The organism is Defluviicoccus vanus (assembly GCF_014672695.1).
Taxonomy (GTDB): domain Bacteria; phylum Pseudomonadota; class Alphaproteobacteria; order Rhodospirillales; family Defluviicoccaceae; genus Defluviicoccus; species Defluviicoccus vanus.
The window spans coordinates 2,454,020-2,470,463 of sequence record NZ_CP053923.1 but is presented as its reverse complement, the minus strand read 5'-3'; the positions used below and the strand labels follow the sequence as shown (position 1 = coordinate 2,470,463).

Below are 16,444 nucleotides of genomic sequence, written 5' to 3'. Positions count from 1 at the left end.
ATGGAGACCTTCCACAACCCCGCTATCTTCATGCCGGCGAAGCGACCACCGGTCGCCGGAGGGCGGCCCTTCGTCCTCGCCTCTCCCTACCAGCCGGCAGGTGACCAGCCGCAGGCGATCGAGACCCTCGTCCGCGGCATCGCCGACGGCGAGCGCGACCAGGTGCTGCTCGGCGTCACCGGCTCCGGCAAGACATTCACCGTTGCCAACGTCATCGCCCGCATTCAGCGGCCGACGCTGGTCCTTGCCCCGAACAAAATCCTCGCCGCCCAGCTCTATGCGGAAATGAAAGGCTTCTTTCCCGAGAACGCGGTGGAGTACTTTGTTTCCTACTACGATTACTACCAGCCGGAGGCCTACGTTCCGCGCACCGACACCTACATCGAGAAAGATTCCTCGATCAACGAGCAGATCGACCGGATGCGCCACGCCGCCACCCGGGCACTGCTCGAACGCAACGACGTGATCATCGTCGCCTCGGTCTCCTGTATCTACGGCATCGGCGCAGTGGAAACCTACGCCCAGATGACCGCCACCTTTGCCACCGGCCAGATGATGGAACGCGCGGCGCTGCTGAAGCGGCTGGTGGAACTGCAATACAAGCGCAACGACCTCGCCTTCGGCCGCGGTGCCTTCCGCGCGCTGGGCGACACTATCGAGATTTTCCCCTCGCACCTGGAAGACCGTGCCTGGAAGCTTTCCCTCTTCGGCGACGAGATCGAGGCGATCTGGGAGGTAGACCCACTCACCGGTGATAAGTTGGCGACCCTTGAGCAGGTGACCGTCTTCCCCAACAGCCATTACGTCACCCCGCGACCGACGCTGCAGCAGGCATTCCCGCGGATCAAACAGGAGCTGCGCCGTCGCGTCGACGAATTCGTCGGCGAGGGCAAACTGCTGGAGGCGCAGCGGCTGCAGGAGCGCACCACCTTCGATCTCGAAATGCTGGAAACCACTGGCCACTGCTCTGGTATCGAGAACTATTCCCGCTATCTGACCGGCCGCAATCCGGGCGAACCGCCGCCGACCCTGTTCGAATACATTCCTGAGAATGCGCTTCTCGTCGCCGACGAGAGCCACGTCACCGTCCCGCAACTGGGCGGCATGTACCGCGGGGACTATCAGCGCAAGTCGACGCTAGCCGACTTCGGCTTCCGCCTGCCGTCCTGCGTCGACAATCGGCCGCTGAAGTTCGAGGAGTGGGAGCGGATGCGACCGCAAACCATCTTCGTCTCGGCGACGCCGGGGCCGTGGGAGCTGTCGCAGACGGCAGGCGTCATCGTCGAACAGGTGGTTCGTCCCACCGGGCTGATTGATCCCCTGTGCATCGTCCGCCCGGTGGCGCACCAAGTCGACGACCTGCTCGGCGAATGCAAGGCGGTCGCCGCCGCCGGCCAGCGCATCCTGGTCACCACGCTAACGAAGAAGATGGCGGAAGACCTGACCGAATACCTGCACGAACAAGGGCTGCGCGTTCGCTACATGCACTCCGATGTGGAAACGCTGGAGCGCATCGAGATCATCCGCGATCTCCGTCTCGGTGCCTTCGATATCCTCGTCGGCATCAACCTATTGCGCGAAGGTCTCGACATTCCCGAGTGCGCCCTGGTGGCGATCCTTGATGCCGACAAGGAAGGCTATCTGCGCTCGAAGACCTCGCTGGTGCAGACCATCGGCCGGGCGGCGCGCAACGTCGATGGCCGGGTGATCCTTTACGCCGACACCCTCACTCAGTCGCTACAGTATGCACTCTCCGAGACCGAACGCCGCCGGGCAAAGCAGATTGCCTACAACGAGGCGCACGGCATCACCCCGGCGAGCGTCCGCAAGGGCATTTCCGACGTGCTTCAGAGCGTCTACGAGCAGGACTACGTCACCGTAGATACCGGCGCCACCGGGGCGACGCAACTGGTCGGCCACAATATCAAGTCGGTGCTGGCCGATCTGGAGAAGAAGATGCGCGAGGCGGCCGCAGACCTGGAGTTCGAGGACGCAGCCCGCTATCGCGACGAGATCCGCCGCCTCGAAGCGATGGAACTGGGCCTCGACCGCCCCGGCATGGCGCCGAAGGCCGCGGCGTCAGCCGGCTGGAGCGATGCCGATAAGGCGAAGCTGGAAAAACGCGCCAAGGTCGCCAAGCGCCAGGCACAACTCACCGAGCACAAGGTGGCGGCAAAACGCACGCGCGGCCGCCGTGCGCGGTAGGGCGTGACAGCCGCCCCAAGCGGACAGGGGCGGCGGCCCGGGCGCGATCATGCGCGGCGCTGTTTGCCTCAGTGCGCCGCGGGAGATTTGCGTCGTCGCGCCTTGGCGGCGAGCAGGTTCAGGATCTCGACGCCGATGGAGAACGCGATCGCGAAGTACAGATAGCCGCGCGGGATGTGGAAGTGGAGACCGTCAGCGACGAGCGCGACGCCGACGAGGAGCAGAAAACTCAGCGCCAGCATCTTGACCGTCGGGTGGCGGTGGATGAAGTCGCCGATCGACTTTGCCGCCAGCAACATGATGCCGACGGAAATCAGCACCGCTGCGATCATCACCGGCAGGTGCTGCGCCATGCCGACGGCGGTGATCACCGAATCGAGGGAAAAGACGATGTCGAGCAGGACGATCTGGACGATGACCATGGCAAAGGAGGACTTGCCACCGGAACCGCCGACGGCGTTTTCCTCCAGCGCTTCGGTCATCTGGTGGATTTCCGTTGTCCCTTTGACGAGGAGGAAAAGCCCACCACCGATCAGCACCACGTCGCGCCACGACAGGACGTAGCCCCATATTGTCGTCAGCGGCTCGGTCAGACCGATGATCCAGGTGATCGACAGCAACAGCCCGATCCGCATGATCGCCGCCAGACCAAGGCCGACGCGCCGGGCCAGCGGTTGCTGTGCCGCCGGCAACTTGGCGGTAATGATTGACAGGAAGATGACGTTATCGATCCCGAGGACGATCTCAAGGGCGGTAAGCGTCAGCAGGCTCGCCCAAGCTTGCGGGTCCTGCAGCAGTTCGATCATGGAGCACTCCGACGGCAGTCGTAGGGTGTTACCCCATAGCAGGGGATAGCAACGCCGTCCACGTTCGCCGCGGGTCCTTTACCCACCGCCGACGTTGACGCGGGATTGGAGGTGGCTACTCTGTGGCGAGCACGGGCACGGAATGGTAAGGGCGTCCATGGTCGAAGATCAGGGCGCTCAGGGTCGAAGAGAGGTAGCATGAAGCTGGTACGTTATGGTCCGCGCGGCGCGGAGCGGCCGGGTTTGATCGACGCTGCGGGTGGCGTGCGCGACCTCTCGGCGCTGGTGTCAGATATTCGCGACGACGTGCTGTCGGACGCTGGCCTCGCCCGCCTCGCCGCACTCGATCCTGAGACGCTGCCGCTGGTGGGCGGTTCGCCGCGGCTCGGCACGCCGGTGGCAGGGATCGGCAACATCCTCGGCATTGGCCACAACTACCGCAGTCATGCAGCGGAGATCGGCGCCACCCCGGGCAGCGAACCGCTGCTATTCTCCAAGGCGGTGACAGCACTTAGCGGCCCCACCGATCCCATCNATCATCCCCGCGGCTCGGTAAAGACCGATTGGGAGGTGGAGGTGGCGGTGATCATCGGCCGCAAGGTGCAGTACGTCGACGAAGCGGAAGCCATTGCCTACGTCGCCGGCTATGCCGTCATCAACGATCTCTCTGAACGCGCCTTCCAGAAGGAGCGCGGCGGGCAGTTCGTCAAAGGCAAGAGCGCCGACAGTTTCGCTCCCATCGGCCCCTGGCTGGTGACCCGCGACGAAGTGGCCGATCCGCAGGCTCTCGACCTCTGGCTCGACGTCAACGGCGAGCGCCGGCAGACCGGCAACAGCCGCGATATGATCTTTACGGTCGCCTTCCTGATCAGCCATATCAGCCAGTTCATGACGCTGATGCCGGGCGACGTCATCGCCACCGGAACGCCCGATGGCGTCGGCGCCGGCCGCAAACCACCGCAATTCCTCAAGCCGGGCGACGTGGTCGATCTCGGCGTCGCCGGCCTCGGCCAGCAGCGCCACGAAGTAATTGCGGCACCACTCGCCGGCGTCTGAGAAGGAAGCACCGTATCGCCGCAGGCAATCGGGAGCAGCCGCATGCTGATCGCGCAGATTTCCGACCTCCACCTTCGCGCCTGCGGCCGGCCGCTGCACGGTGCCATCGATACCGAGGCGGCGGTTGTCGCCTGCATCGATCACCTGCTGCGCCTGCATCCGCGCCCGAACGTGGTCCTCGCCACCGGCGATCTGGTGGACCTGGGACGGCCTGAGGACTACGCGCTACTGTACGACCATCTCGCCCGGCTGCCGATGCCGGTCTTGCTCATTCCCGGCAACCACGACGACCGCGCCGGCCTCGCCGCCGCCTTCGCCGACTATGCCTACATGCCCCGCGACGGTTTTATCCACTACGCGATCGAAGACTGGCCGTTGCGACTGCTTGGCCTCGATACGCTGCTACCCGGAGAGATGGGCGGCGGCCTCTGCGCCGAACGGCTGCGCTGGCTCGCCGATCGTCTCGCCGAGCAGCCGGAGCGGCCGACGCTGCTGTTCATGCATCATCCACCCTTCGTCACCGGGATCCGTTTCCTCGATACGCCCTTCGTCGGCGCCGAGGCGATGGCAGCAATCGTCCGTCAGCACCCACAGGTGCGGCAGATCGTCTGCGGCCATCTCCACCGCGCCGTGCATCACAGCTGGGCCGGGACGACTGCGGCCATCGCCCCCAGCGTCGTCTATCAGATGAGCTTGGCGCTGAACGACGGGGAGAGCTTTTACCTCCTCAACCAGCCATCGGCGATGTCGCTTTATCTCTGGTCCGGCGAAGGGGCCCCGGTGGGCTACCTCAGCCTGATCGGCATGACGGAAAACCGGCAGATGGCCGAAGGCAGACCATGACCATCGAACTGGCGCGCAAGTACGATATCAACGTCCCCCGCTATACGAGCTATCCGACGGCGCCGCACTTCCATGCGGGGATCGCCGCCAACCATTATCGCCACTGGCTGGCGCAACTCGCCGCCGACGAGCCGCTCTCGCTATACCTGCATATCCCTTTCTGCGACGAGATGTGCTGGTTTTGCGGCTGCTACACCAAGATCGTCCAACGCTACGAGCCGGTTCGCGACTATCTGGATACGCTGGAGCGGGAAATCGAACTGGTGGCGGCGGCACTGCCCGGGCGATTTGGCCTGCGTCACCTGCACTGGGGTGGCGGTAGTCCGACGATGGTGCGCGCCGAGGACTGGCAGCGGCTCAGCGCCCACATTCGCCGCCATTTCGACCTCGCGGCCGAGGCGGAGCTCGCGGTGGAACTCGATCCGCGCGACGCCACCGAAGCCTACGTGGCAGCCCTCGCCGCAGCGGGAGTCAACCGAGCAAGCATCGGTGTTCAGGATTTTGATCCAACAGTGCAGCTAGCGATCAACCGGTTGCAGCCCTTCGAGGTGGTGGAACGGGTCTGTTGCTGGCTGCGCCGCCACGGCATCGAGCGGATCAACCTCGATCTCATGTACGGCCTGCCGCACCAAACCGTCGAGCTTGTCCTCCGCATGGTGGACCAGGCGGTGGCGCTGGCACCCAGTCGTGTCGCCCTTTTCGGCTATGCGCATGTGCCCTGGATGAAGGTGCACCAGAAGCTGATCGATACCACGGTCCTGCCGTCCACCGAAGAGCGCTGGCAGCAATTGACCCAGGCTGCCTCCCGCCTGCGCCAGCACGGCTTCGTCGCCGTCGGGCTCGATCACTTCGCCCGCCCTGACGACGGTCTCGCCCGGGCGCTCGCCTCCGGCCGGCTGTCGCGCAATTTTCAGGGCTATACCACCGACGACGCGCCGGTGCTCATCGGTCTCGGCGCCTCGGCGATCGGCGCCCTGCCCGGGGGATACGTGCAGAACGTCTCGCCGCTCAAAGATTATGCGCGGGCCGTCGCTGCGGGCACGCTGCCGATCGCGCGCGGCCGGACACTGACTACGGACGACCGACTGCGCCGTCACATCATCCAGGCGCTGATGTGCCAGCTTGGTGTCGACCTGGACGCAGCGCTGCGTGTCGTCGAGCCTGACGCCCCCATCCGACATCCCGCCTTTCGCCGCCNNGAGCTCAACCGCCTGCAGGCCTACGCCGACGATGGACTGTTGACGATTGAAGATCATCGGCTGACGATCACCGAGGCCGGCCGGCCATTTGTGCGAATCATTGCCGCCGTCTTCGATACCTACCTCGCACCCCAGAACGCCCGTCATTCCCGCGCCGTTTGACCGTCCAGCCCCTTTGCCGTTCCATCCTGCATTTAGGAGAGTTTATTCTCATGCTTCGACTGGCCGCGTCAGCCCTCCTGTTCGTCCTGCTGTTGATTGCCCCACCCGGTTACGCGGTGGATCCTGCGGGAACGGTGGTTCGTCTTCTCGGCAACTCCGTTGCGGCGATGAACACCGGCTTTTCCCGCCCGTTGTACCTCGGCTCGACCATTCTCGTCGGTGACCGGATCGAGACCACATCCGGCGCCNGCATACAGCTGCGGATGAACGACGGCAGCGAGATTACGCTGGGTGAAAACAGCAGCATGGTCGTCGATCTCTATGGTAAAGTGGATGAGCAGGGCGTCGGCATCTTGAAGATGGCGAGCGGCGTCTTTCTCGCCGTCAGCGGTGCCCTTGCCAAGCTGGGTCCCGACCACTTCGTCGTCGAAACACCATCGGCCATCCTTGGCGTCCGTGGCACGGAGGTTTGGGGACGAGTCGATGACGACAACCGGGTCGAGATCGCCCTCCTCTCCGGCACCGCCGTCAGCGTGACGACGCCGGAGGGCAAGGTTGAGATGACGCAGCCGAATTCCGGGATCACCGTCGTGCCGGGACAGGTGCCGCCGCAGCCGCGGCCGTGGGCCGACGAACGCTTGGCCGCCGCCCGAGCCGCCATCAGCTTCGACCTGCAGTAAGCCGTCCCATATTGTCCCGGGCGGCAGACGTGTCGGCCGGCCGGCTCAGGCAACGACCTCACGTTTGCGCGCCAGCGTTAGGCCGTCGCCGATGGGAAGCAGGCTGAAGTCGATCCGCTCGTCCGTCAGACAGGCGGCGTTAAAGGCGCGAATTGCCACGGTGTCCGGATCGTTGCGCGCGGGATCGGCAACAGCCCCGTTCCACAGCGTGTTGTCCACCAAGATGAGCCCGCCGGGGCGAAGCAGCTCTAGCGCTCGTTCGTAATAGGCCGCGTACGATTCCTTGTCGGCATCGATGAAGGCGAGATCGAAGCTGCCGGCGCAGCCCTCTACCAATAGCTGATCGAGGGTCGCCAGAGCCGGCGCCAGGTGGAGGTCGATCCGGTCGCCGACGCCGGCTTCCGTCCAGTAGCGTCGGCCGATCGCCGTCCACTCGGCATTGATATCGCAGGCGACGAGGCGGCCATCGGCCGGCATCGCCAGAGCCATGGCCAGCGCGCTGTAGCCAGTGAAGGTGCCGATCTCAAGAATACGACGCGCGCCGATCAGGCGCACTAAGAGGGCCATGAACTGGCCCTGGTCGGGCGAAATCTGCATCTGCGCATTGGGCAGGGCAGCCGTTTCCTCGCGGAGGCGACGCTGGAGCGGCACTTCACGCAGAGAGGTGCCGAGCAGATAGCGGTGCAGTTCCTCGCTGAGGCCGATGGTTCGTCGAGACACCCGGTTTGCTCCCTCTTGGTCTGGTTTCCCAATAGATGCGCAGTTCCGCCGGATGGGACAATCGGCACCTCGCTGCGGCCAGTAGCCCGACGGCTACGGTCACTACGGTCGAAGCTCGCTCAGGCGGGCGCGGGTGGAAATCTGCTCCGGATCCACTGACAACGCGATCACCGCCGCCCGCCCACAAGCAAGCGCGTCGTCGAGGGCGACGGCAAAGGCGGCGGCAGAGTCGACGCGTGCACCCCAGGCGCCGAGCGCCGCGGCAAACGCGGCAATATCGATGCTGCCGAGGTCGGTTGCGATCGCTCGGCCGGGATAGGCGCGCTCCTGATGCATCCGGATCGTGCCATACATGCCGTTGTCAAAGACGAGAACGAGCGGCTTCGCCCCGCAGCGGGCGGCGGTGGCTAATTCCTGTCCGGTCATGCCGAAGCCACCGTCGCCGACACAGGCAACTACCGTCCGCTGTGGCGCATGGATTTGCGCCGCCACCGCCGCCGGAACGGCATAGCCCATGGCACCATTGGCAGGTGCCAGCAGCCTGCGCTCGCCGCCGAAGGTGAGAAATCGTTGCGGCCACCCGGAGAAGTTGCCCGCATCGACGGTGACGATGGCGTCCGGCGGCAAGCGTTCGTCAAGAATCGCCATGACCTGACGCAGGTCGAGCAACCCCGCGACGACGCCACCGACCCGATCGTCAAGATAGTCCTGGCGCGCCGCCGCCGCCCAGGCGCAACGCTGCGGATCGTCCGAGAACGGGAGCGCCCGAGCCGCGGCAATAAAGGCAGCAACGTCGGCTTCGATCGCCACCACCGCCGGGAAGACGCGGTTCAATTCCGCAGCACTTGGGTGAACGTGAACCAGCTTGGCGTCGCTCGTCGCCATCAGCCGATAGCCCTGTGAGGTCGATTCGCCAAGCCGAGTGCCGATGGCGATCAGCAGATCGGCGGTATTGACCCTTGCCAGTAGCTGCGGGTTGGCACCGATGCCGAGTTCGCCCACAAAGATCGACCGCCGGTTGTCGACGAGATCAAGACGACGAAAGGCGCAGCAGACCGGCAGGCTCTGCCCTTCTGCGAAGGCAAGAAGATCGGCGCGTGCCGCCTGCGACCAGCCGCTACCGCCGACAATCAGCAGCGGCCGCCGGCTCGCCGCGAGGCGATGCGCCACGTCGGCGACCAGCGCCGGATTGGGTTGCTGCGCGTCCACAGTCATTGGTGCCACATCGGCAACCTGAGCCTCTTCGCGCAGAATATCCTCGGCAACGACGAGAACCACCGGTCCCCGCCGGCCCGACATTGCCTGCTGCCAGCACCGTGCCACCGCCCCCGGGATCGCCGCCGCGGTCGCAACCTCTTCCACGTGTTTGGCGAGCGGCCGGAACATCGCCACCAGGTCGACTTCCTGGAACGCCTCACGGCCGCGAAAGGCACGCCGCACCTGGCCCGCGATGAGTAGCATCGGCGTCGAATCCTGAAAGGCGGTGTGCACGCCGATGGCAGCATTGCAGGCCCCAGGCGCGCGGGTGACGACGCAGACCCCTGGCCGGCCGCTCAGCTTGCCCAAGGCCTCGGCCATCATCGCCGCACCGTGCTCGTGGCGGCAGGCGACCACTGGCAGGGTGTGGCGCTCGTCGTAGAGCGCATCGAGCAGGCCTAGAAAACTCTCACCGGGAACACAGAAGATCGTCCCGGAGCCATGCGCCTTCAGCGCGTCAGCGAGCAGCCGGCCGCCAGTGCGGTGGGACAAGGAGGAGGAAGAAGCCTCATTCATGCATGGTGGACTTGGTTCGACATGGATGACCGAAGGTGTCCCTTGCCAGGCAATACCGCAACATGCGGCAGCCGCACCACGGCGTGGCCGATGGCCTCAACGACCGGCGGCGAAGGCGCCGCGCGCCTTGTCGCCCAGGTCCGGCATGTCGGTGAAGAAACCGTCCATGCCCGCCTGAAGAAACGTGGTGATTTCGCCCGTGAGATTGCCAAACTCCGCCGCGTCGGCGGGATTACCGCTGCTGAAGTCGGCCGGAAGAAAGGTGTTTTCGGCGCGGAAGGTCCAGCCGTGGACGAGCAGGCCGGCAGCGTGCGCATTCTGGATCAGCGGCGTCGGCGCCAGAAGCTTGCCCGCCGCATCACGCGGGATGATCAGCGCCTTGTTGACGCCGATGCCGTCGGCGTAGGTGGCGATCTCCGCCAAATTGGCTGGCGCGGTGAGATCGGCGTAACTGCGCGGATCGCCCGACACAACGAAATCGTAAGGCCTGTCGCTAGCGTCCATCAGCTGAATGAGCCGCAGTTCGGTCATCTGCCGCAGGGCCTTCAGGTTGCCCACCTCGAAGGACTGGATGAACACCGGCGACCCACGCTTGTTCAGACCGGCACCGTGCAGGCTGGCCACCAGAGACGCCTCCATGGGCAGACCGATGGCGGTGAAATAGCTGGGGTGCTTCGTTTCGGGATAGACGCCGATGATTCGTTGTTTTGTGCTGCCGTTGCGCCGCGCCTCGATGCAGAAGCGCTGATTGGTGCCGCGGACGAGGTCGAGCACCTGCATCAGCGTCGGTATCTCGAAATCACCGTTGAAGCGGGTGTTCGCTTGCCGCAGCTCGGGCAGGCGCTCAATGGCGCGCAGGGTCTTCAATTCGGCCAGCGTGAAGTCTTCGGTAAACCAGCCGCTAACGGTGACACCGTCGATGGTCTTGGTGGCCCGGCGGCTGGCGAACTCGGGACGGTCGGCCACGTCGGTGGTGCCGCTGATTTCGTTCTCGTGGCGCGCGACCAGTACCCCATCCTTGGTCATCACCAGATCGGGTTCGATGTAGTCGGCCCCCATCTCGATGGCGAGCNNGCAATACGAGCCAAGCGTATGCTCGGGCAGGTAGCCGCTGGCGCCGCGATGGCCGATCACTGTCGGGCCACCGGGCTGGATATTGGTGGCGTTCGCCGGCATGGTTGCCATAGCCAGAACCGCGGCCACCACGGCCGCGACACGCCGCCGAACATGCCTGAAGCTGACCATGCTGTCTTCTTCTTTGCACTCGCCGATTCAGGAACGGCGCCGCGTTGTTTTTCATCTCGCCCCGCTGGTCGCGTTGGTGCGGCGGTCGTGGAATTGCGTTGAACCGGGCGGCTTGTGCTTGCCAAACCGACCGCAGGCGCCTATCTGTCTCCGTCCGGGTGCCGTCGACCATGGTCGGCAGGTTGGCCACGGTCAGTGGGTGCGTAGCTCAGTGGGAGAGCACTACGTTGACATCGTAGGGGTCGCTGGTTCAATCCCAGCCGCGCCCACCATTGAATCAGTGGCTTAGCCGAATATCTGCTCTGCATCACTATACTTCTCATGCGCGTTGCCGCCGGTGCAGGGACGGGTTAGCTTCGCCGCTTCCCTCTTCAGCGCGGCGGAACCGGCAGTATGGACATCAAGGACCACATTCGCTCGATCCCGGATTTTCCCCGGCCGGGCATCCTCTTTTACGACATTTCCACCCTGCTCGCGCACGCCGACGCCTGGTCGGTGGCAATGGGCCGTCTCGCCAAGGGGATCAGCCGCTACCAGCCGGACGTGCTGGCAGGCGTCGAGTCGCGGGGCTTCCTCGTCGCCGCGCCCTTGGCGCTCAAGCTGGGGCTTGGCTTCATCATGGTGCGCAAGCGCGGCAAGCTACCGGGGCCGACCGTCCCCTACGAGTACGCACTCGAATACGGCACCGACGTGATCGAGGTGCAGGCTGACGCGGTGCAGACCGGGCAGCGGGTGGTGGTCCTCGACGACCTGCTCGCCACCGGCGGCACCATGGGTGCCTCCATCGACCTGCTCAACAGCCTCGGCGCCAACGTGGTGGGCGCCGGGTGCATCATCGAGCTCAGTTTCCTCAACGGCCGCAAGCGCCTCGACGTTCCCTTTACGTCGCTCGTGACCTACGATGCGTAGCAACTGGCGCCGCGGCCGCCTGGGCCTGGCGAACCGCTTTGCGCATCAGCGTCGGTAGCGCCAGATCAGTAAACCGCGCCGGCGCCACCCAGAGGCCGACGGCTCCACTCGCCTCCGCCGTGGCGGGAGCGATAAGTTTGACCACCTGCAGGACCAGGTGAAAGTGGGTGAAGGTGTGCTCGACCGCGCCCGGCAGCAACCGCCAAGCGCCGGTGAGAGGGGCCGCCACCAGCGCCTCCGTCAATTCCCACGGCTGCGCCCGCCAATCGGTAGAGGGAACCTCCATCATCCCGCCGAGAAGGCCTTTTTCCGGACGGCGGCGAAACAATACCGCGCCGTCCGCCCGCTCGGCCCAGAAGGCGACGCCGTGACGGGTTGGCCGCTCGGGCTTGGCTGCCCGCACCGGCAGTGCCTCCGGCCGGCCACCGGCGTGGCCGAGGCAGGCGTCGCGCCATGGACAAAGGCGGCACAGCGGCTGGCGCGGCAGGCAGACGGTGGCGCCCAGATCCATCATCGCCTGGGCGAAATCACCGCTGCGCTGCGCCGGTGTCAGCTGTCGCGCCTGCGCCTCGATAAGGCGACGCGCGGCCGGCAGCGGCTTGGCGATGGCGAAGAGACGGGCGACGACGCGAACCACGTTGCCGTCCACCGGCGTCGCCCTCTCGCCAAAGGCGATGGCGGCGACTGCCGCCGCGGTGTAGGCGCCGATTCCCGGTAGCGTCCGCAACTCGGCCTCAAGGTGCGGCAAGCGGCCGTGCCAGTCGCGCACCACCGCCTGCGCCGCCGCATGCAGGTTGCGGGCACGGGCGTAATAGCCGAGCCCCTGCCAGGCGTGCAGCACGTCATCCAAAGGCGCCGCGGCCAGCGACTCGATGCTGGGCCAGCGGCCGAGGAACGCGCGAAAATAAGGACCCACCGCCGCAACCGTGGTCTGCTGCAGCATGATCTCGCTGATCCACACCGCGTACGGATCGGCCGCCATTCCCGGGGCTGCCCGCCACGGCAACTGCCGCCGGGCGCGGTCATACCAAGCGAGCAGTTGCTCGGCGAGCGGGTGTTCACTAAGGCGTGCGCAGGGTGTAGGCATCGACGTGGATGATGGCGAGGCGGCGCCGGGTGCGCTACCATCGCGGTTGATGAATGCATCGATCGCACACGGACGCTCGATCGGCCGCAGCAACATATCCGGTTTGCGTTCGCTGAGTGAAACGGTGGCGCAGGTCACCCATCCCCTGATCGGCGACCGTCGCGTTCCGCTCGCGGATCTGCGTGTGGCTTGGTGCGAGATCGTCGGCCGGCGACTGGCGGAGTTATGCCAGCCGCATCGCTTGGTTATGCCCCCACGCCAACGCACCAACGGGACCTTGCACCTGCAGGTGGCCTCGGGCGCGGTGGCGATCGAATTGCAGCATCAGGCACCTCTGCTGATGCAGCGGATCAACAGCTGTCTCGGCTATGCCGCTGTGGCACGGCTGAAGCTAGTTCACGCCCCCTGTCCCACCCGTCACCAGCGACGCTCGCTGCCAGCCTTCCCAGCCTTCGCGCCAGCCGCGGCGACGCCGCGGCGGCTGCCACCGTACCGCTTGACGGCATCACCGATCCGCGACTACGCGCGTCGCTCGCCCGGCTCGCCAATCGCCTCGCCGGTAGCGATTCGCCGCCACCGGCCCCCTGGATCCTGCGCCCGCTTGTCGGGATTATACAGAATCGCTATAGTACCCCAACATCTTGTGTCTAAGAGGTGAATCGTGACTAAATTTTGGCGACTGCTGCTTTTGCTGGTGGTCATGGCGCCGATAACCGCATTCGCGGCACTATCGACGGAAGAGGCGCTCGCCGAGCGAAGCCTCGGCAACCCCAAGGCACCGGTCACCTTGATCGAGTATTCATCGATGAGCTGCCCGCACTGCGCCGCTTTTCACCGAGAGACGTTGGCAAAAATCAAGTCCAACTACATTGACACGGGCAAGGTTCTTTATGTGTTCCGTGAGTTTCCCCTTGAACCACGAGCGATGGCCGCGTCAATCATTGCCCGGTGCGTCGATCCCAGCCGCTATTTTGCCTTCGTCGACATGCTCTACGGCGATCAGGCGAGTTGGGCGAAAGCGAGTGATCCGATCAAGGAACTGCAGCTGCGGGCACAACTTGCCGGGATGTCGGAGAGCGATTTCAAGGCCTGCCTCGACAACAAGCAGTTGTTCGAGGGCATCCAGAGGCGGGCGGAGGCCGGCAGCAAGGAATACAGCATCGACTCGACGCCAACCTTTATCGTCAACGGGACGAAAATCAGTGGCGCCGTGCCCTATGAGCAATTCGAGGCGGCAATCAACGAAGCGTTGAAGGCGAAGCAGTAAGATAAGGGAGCACTTGTAGCGCGTGTTGCAATTCAACCGACTTCGGCTGAGCGGCTTCAAGTCCTTCGTCGAGCCTACGGACCTGCAGATTGAATCCGGCTTGACGGGCATCGTTGGACCCAACGGCTGCGGTAAATCCAACCTGATCGAGGCGCTACGCTGGACGATGGGTGAATCCTCGGCGCGGCAGTTGCGCGGCGGCGAAATGGAAGACGTCATCTTCGCTGGCTCATCCTCGCGGCCGTCGCGCGGCTTTGCGGAGGTGACCATCGATCTCGACAATTCAGATGCCAGTGCACCGCCGCCCTATTCCGCCTGTGACATTCTCCAGGTTAGCCGCCGCATTCAGCGTGACCGTGGTTCCCTTTACCGAATCAATGGTCGCGAGGTGCGCGCCCGCGATGTGCAATTGCTGTTCGCCGACGCTTCGTCGGGCGCGCGTTCGGCGGCGATCGTTACCCAAGGTCAGGTAGCAACCCTGATCTCCGCCAAGGCGGTGGACCGGCGCAGCTACCTGGAAGAAGCGGCCGGGATCAGCGGCCTGCATTCCCGCCGTCACGAAGCCGAACTGAAGCTGCGCGCAGCCGAGGCCAACCTGCAACGGTTGGAAGACGTGCTGTCGACGCTGACCACCCAACTGCAGAACTTGCGGCGGCAGGCCCGCCAAGCGACCCGCTATCGGCAGATTTCACAGGACATTCGCACCGCCGAGGCCCGATTGTTCCACCGGCGCTGGCGTGAGGCCAAGACGGCGCTGGTGACGGCATCGGCGAGGCTCAATGCTGCCGAGGCGCTGAGCGGGGAGACCAGCCAAGCGGTCAGCGAACTTGACCAACGCCGGGTGAGTGCATCCGCCGCCCTGCCGACACTGCGACAGGAAGACCAGGAGGCAGCGGCGGCACTGGAGCGGCTGCGGACGATGCACGATTCCCTGCTCGCCGAGGGCAAGCGACTCGAAGCGGATCGACTGGCGGCACGCCGGCGTCTCGAAGAGACCATCGGTGATCTTGCGCGCGAGCAGGCGCAACTGAAAGACACCGAGGCGNACCCTGCAGCGGCTTGCCGCCGAGCGCGCCCGGCTGAGCGCGGCAACAGGAAGTGAAGACGTTGCCCGGTATGAGGCCGAGGCGGCACTTGCCGAGGTGAGCGCGACCTTGGGCGAGATCGAGGAGCGGATGGGCNNGTGCTTACCCGCGGGGTGGCCGAGGCAGAGGCGCGCCGCAGCGCCGGCGTCCGCCGTCTGGAAGAAATCGACGCCGAGCAGCGCCGCCTGCAGGCACGGCTCGGTGAAGCGGTGCGCCAGGGTGGCGAACCGCTACCGCCAAAGCCGGACACCGACGATGCGGAGGAAGCGGCCGCCATCCTCGCCGAGGCTGATGCCACGCTTGAAGCTGTTCGTGAGGCGCTCGACGCCGTCGAGACTGCGCAGGCGAAAGCGGCGGCCGCTGTCGCCGAGGCGACGCGGTTGCACCACACGGCAGAGACGGCACGAGCCAAGTTGCGCGCCGAGCATCAGGCGTTGGCCAACGTGATCGGATTTGAGGGTGACGCGGCAGGTGCTGGTACCGTTCTCGTCGACACGCTCGGCGTCGCCACGGGTCTGGAAACGGCACTGGCCGCAGCCCTCGGTGACGATGCACTGCTGCCGATGACGGGAACGGCACCCCGCCACTGGCAAACTCTGCCGCCACTGCCGGCTATAGACGATTTTCCCGCCGGCGTTGCGCCGCTGATGGCACGGGTGAACGCTCCCGCCGCCCTTAACCGTCGCCTCGCCCACGTTGGGCTCGTCGACGACGACGCCACCGGCGAACGTCTGCAGCCGGAGCTGCGTCCCGGTCAGCGCTTGGTCACCGCCGATGGCGCCGTATGGCGCTGGGATGGTTTCCGCAAACCAGCCGAGAGCGCCACCCCGGCCGCGGTCCGGATGCAGCAACGCGCCCGTCTGGCCGATGTTNGCGGCCTCTCTCGCCAAGGCTGAGGCGCGGTGCGAGGAAAGCGAAAGCCAACTCCGGGCGACACGCGAGCGCGAGCAGCAGGCCGCCACCGCGCTCCAGCTGCATCGCCATCAGGTGCGCAACGCCGAGACCGCCGCCGGTCAGGCGCGGCAGGCGGCAACCGCGGCAGCAACCGCCGCCGCGCGGGCGCGGGAAGCCCGTGCCCGGCAGGAAGAGCGATCGGCAGCGCTGGCAGCCGCCACCGCCACGCTCAAAGCGNNCAAATCGATGAACTGGCCGAGCGGCGCGAAACCTTGGCGGCCGAGGCGACGCTTGATCCCGAACTGGTCGCGCGTCAGGAAGAGCTGCGGCAGCTTGCGGCCGAGGTCGGCCGCTGGCGCCAAGCGCAACTGGATCGCCGCTCCCAGTTCGATGCCATCGTCCGAGAAGCAAATGGACGCCGTCGCCGCCTCGACGGCATCGCCTCGGAAACGTCCGCATGGGAAAGCCGGCGGCAGCAGGCGGCAACAAAGGTGGAGGTTCTCCTCGCCCGTC

At 65.6% G+C, this 16,444-nt stretch carries 14 protein-coding genes and 1 tRNA gene; 10 read left to right on the top strand and 5 right to left on the bottom strand.

The genetic code is table 11. The features are described from left to right. Positions 1-30 precede the first annotated feature (30 nt). Positions 31-2,205, top strand: coding sequence for an excinuclease ABC subunit UvrB (gene uvrB, locus HQ394_RS11200; protein ID WP_190263271.1), 2,175 nt, complete (start codon positions 31-33; stop codon positions 2,203-2,205). A gap of 68 nt (positions 2,206-2,273) precedes the next feature. Here the strand turns inward: uvrB and HQ394_RS11195 are convergent, their stop codons facing one another. After that, on the bottom strand, positions 2,274-3,011 hold the full coding sequence (locus HQ394_RS11195; RefSeq protein WP_190260312.1) for a TerC family protein: 738 nt from the start codon (positions 3,009-3,011) through the stop codon (positions 2,274-2,276). 198 nt (positions 3,012-3,209) lie between these two features. Between HQ394_RS11195 and HQ394_RS11190 the strand changes: the two genes are divergently transcribed. The 4 genes from HQ394_RS11190 to HQ394_RS11175 all read left to right on the top strand — a co-directional run bounded on the left by HQ394_RS11190 (position 3,210) and on the right by HQ394_RS11175 (position 6,951). Beyond that, positions 3,210-4,067, top strand: a complete 858-nt coding sequence (locus HQ394_RS11190; protein WP_190260311.1) for a fumarylacetoacetate hydrolase family protein — start codon at positions 3,210-3,212, stop codon at positions 4,065-4,067. Positions 4,068-4,109: 42 nt separating this feature from the next. Then, positions 4,110-4,910 carry a phosphodiesterase gene (locus HQ394_RS11185; protein WP_190260310.1) on the top strand — a complete coding sequence of 267 codons (801 nt, stop codon included), beginning with the start codon at positions 4,110-4,112 and terminating at the stop codon, positions 4,908-4,910. Next, complete coding sequence (gene hemN, locus HQ394_RS11180) at positions 4,907-6,271, top strand: oxygen-independent coproporphyrinogen III oxidase (protein ID WP_190260309.1); 1,365 nt, start codon at positions 4,907-4,909, stop codon at positions 6,269-6,271. The genes HQ394_RS11185 and hemN overlap by 4 nt, the downstream gene beginning before the upstream one ends. 50 nt (positions 6,272-6,321) lie before the next feature. Then, positions 6,322-6,951: a FecR family protein gene (locus tag HQ394_RS11175; protein WP_190260308.1), complete on the top strand. Its 630-nt coding sequence runs from the start codon at positions 6,322-6,324 to the stop codon at positions 6,949-6,951. Positions 6,952-6,996: 45 nt separating this feature from the next. Here the strand turns inward: HQ394_RS11175 and HQ394_RS11170 are convergent, their stop codons facing one another. The 3 genes from HQ394_RS11170 to HQ394_RS11160 form a co-directional block, all read right to left on the bottom strand. Further along, the gene (locus tag HQ394_RS11170) at positions 6,997-7,671 is read right to left on the bottom strand and encodes a class I SAM-dependent methyltransferase (protein ID WP_190260307.1); all 675 of its coding nucleotides are present in this window, start codon (positions 7,669-7,671) and stop codon (positions 6,997-6,999) included. Between the two features lie 102 nt (positions 7,672-7,773). Continuing rightward, positions 7,774-9,420 (bottom strand): thiamine pyrophosphate-dependent enzyme, encoded by a 1,647-nt coding sequence (locus HQ394_RS11165; RefSeq protein WP_317628941.1) that lies wholly within the window; start codon positions 9,418-9,420, stop codon positions 7,774-7,776. A gap of 120 nt (positions 9,421-9,540) precedes the next feature. Then, complete coding sequence (locus tag HQ394_RS11160; protein WP_456151593.1) at positions 9,541-10,620, bottom strand: glycerophosphodiester phosphodiesterase; 1,080 nt, start codon at positions 10,618-10,620, stop codon at positions 9,541-9,543. Between the two features lie 266 nt (positions 10,621-10,886). Between HQ394_RS11160 and HQ394_RS11155 the strand changes: the two genes are divergently transcribed. Both HQ394_RS11155 and HQ394_RS11150 read left to right on the top strand, forming a co-directional pair. Continuing rightward, positions 10,887-10,961: transfer RNA gene (locus HQ394_RS11155), tRNA-Val, on the top strand. A gap of 121 nt (positions 10,962-11,082) precedes the next feature. Further along, positions 11,083-11,598, top strand: a complete 516-nt coding sequence (locus HQ394_RS11150) for an adenine phosphoribosyltransferase (protein ID WP_190260304.1) — start codon at positions 11,083-11,085, stop codon at positions 11,596-11,598. Here HQ394_RS11150 and mutY read toward each other — a convergent pair. Next, positions 11,570-12,685 (bottom strand): A/G-specific adenine glycosylase, encoded by a 1,116-nt coding sequence (mutY, locus tag HQ394_RS11145; protein WP_190260303.1) that lies wholly within the window; start codon positions 12,683-12,685, stop codon positions 11,570-11,572. The two genes, HQ394_RS11150 and mutY, sit on opposite strands and share 29 nt — an antisense overlap. A 49-nt stretch (positions 12,686-12,734) precedes the next feature. Here mutY and HQ394_RS11140 point away from each other — a divergent pair, with 49 nt between their 5' ends. Genes HQ394_RS11140 through HQ394_RS11130 form a run of 3 tightly spaced genes read left to right on the top strand, consistent with a single transcriptional unit; the run spans position 12,735 to position 15,054 of the window. Next, positions 12,735-13,343 (top strand): DUF721 domain-containing protein, encoded by a 609-nt coding sequence (locus HQ394_RS11140; RefSeq protein ID WP_223291525.1) that lies wholly within the window; start codon positions 12,735-12,737, stop codon positions 13,341-13,343. Between the two features lie 3 nt (positions 13,344-13,346). Next, entirely contained in the window at positions 13,347-13,952 is a 606-nt protein-coding gene (locus tag HQ394_RS11135) for a DsbA family protein (RefSeq protein ID WP_190260301.1), read from the top strand. 22 nt (positions 13,953-13,974) lie between these two features. Then, positions 13,975-15,054 carry an AAA family ATPase gene (locus tag HQ394_RS11130; RefSeq protein ID WP_190260300.1) on the top strand — a complete coding sequence of 360 codons (1,080 nt, stop codon included), beginning with the start codon at positions 13,975-13,977 and terminating at the stop codon, positions 15,052-15,054. Positions 15,055-16,444 lie beyond the last annotated feature (1,390 nt).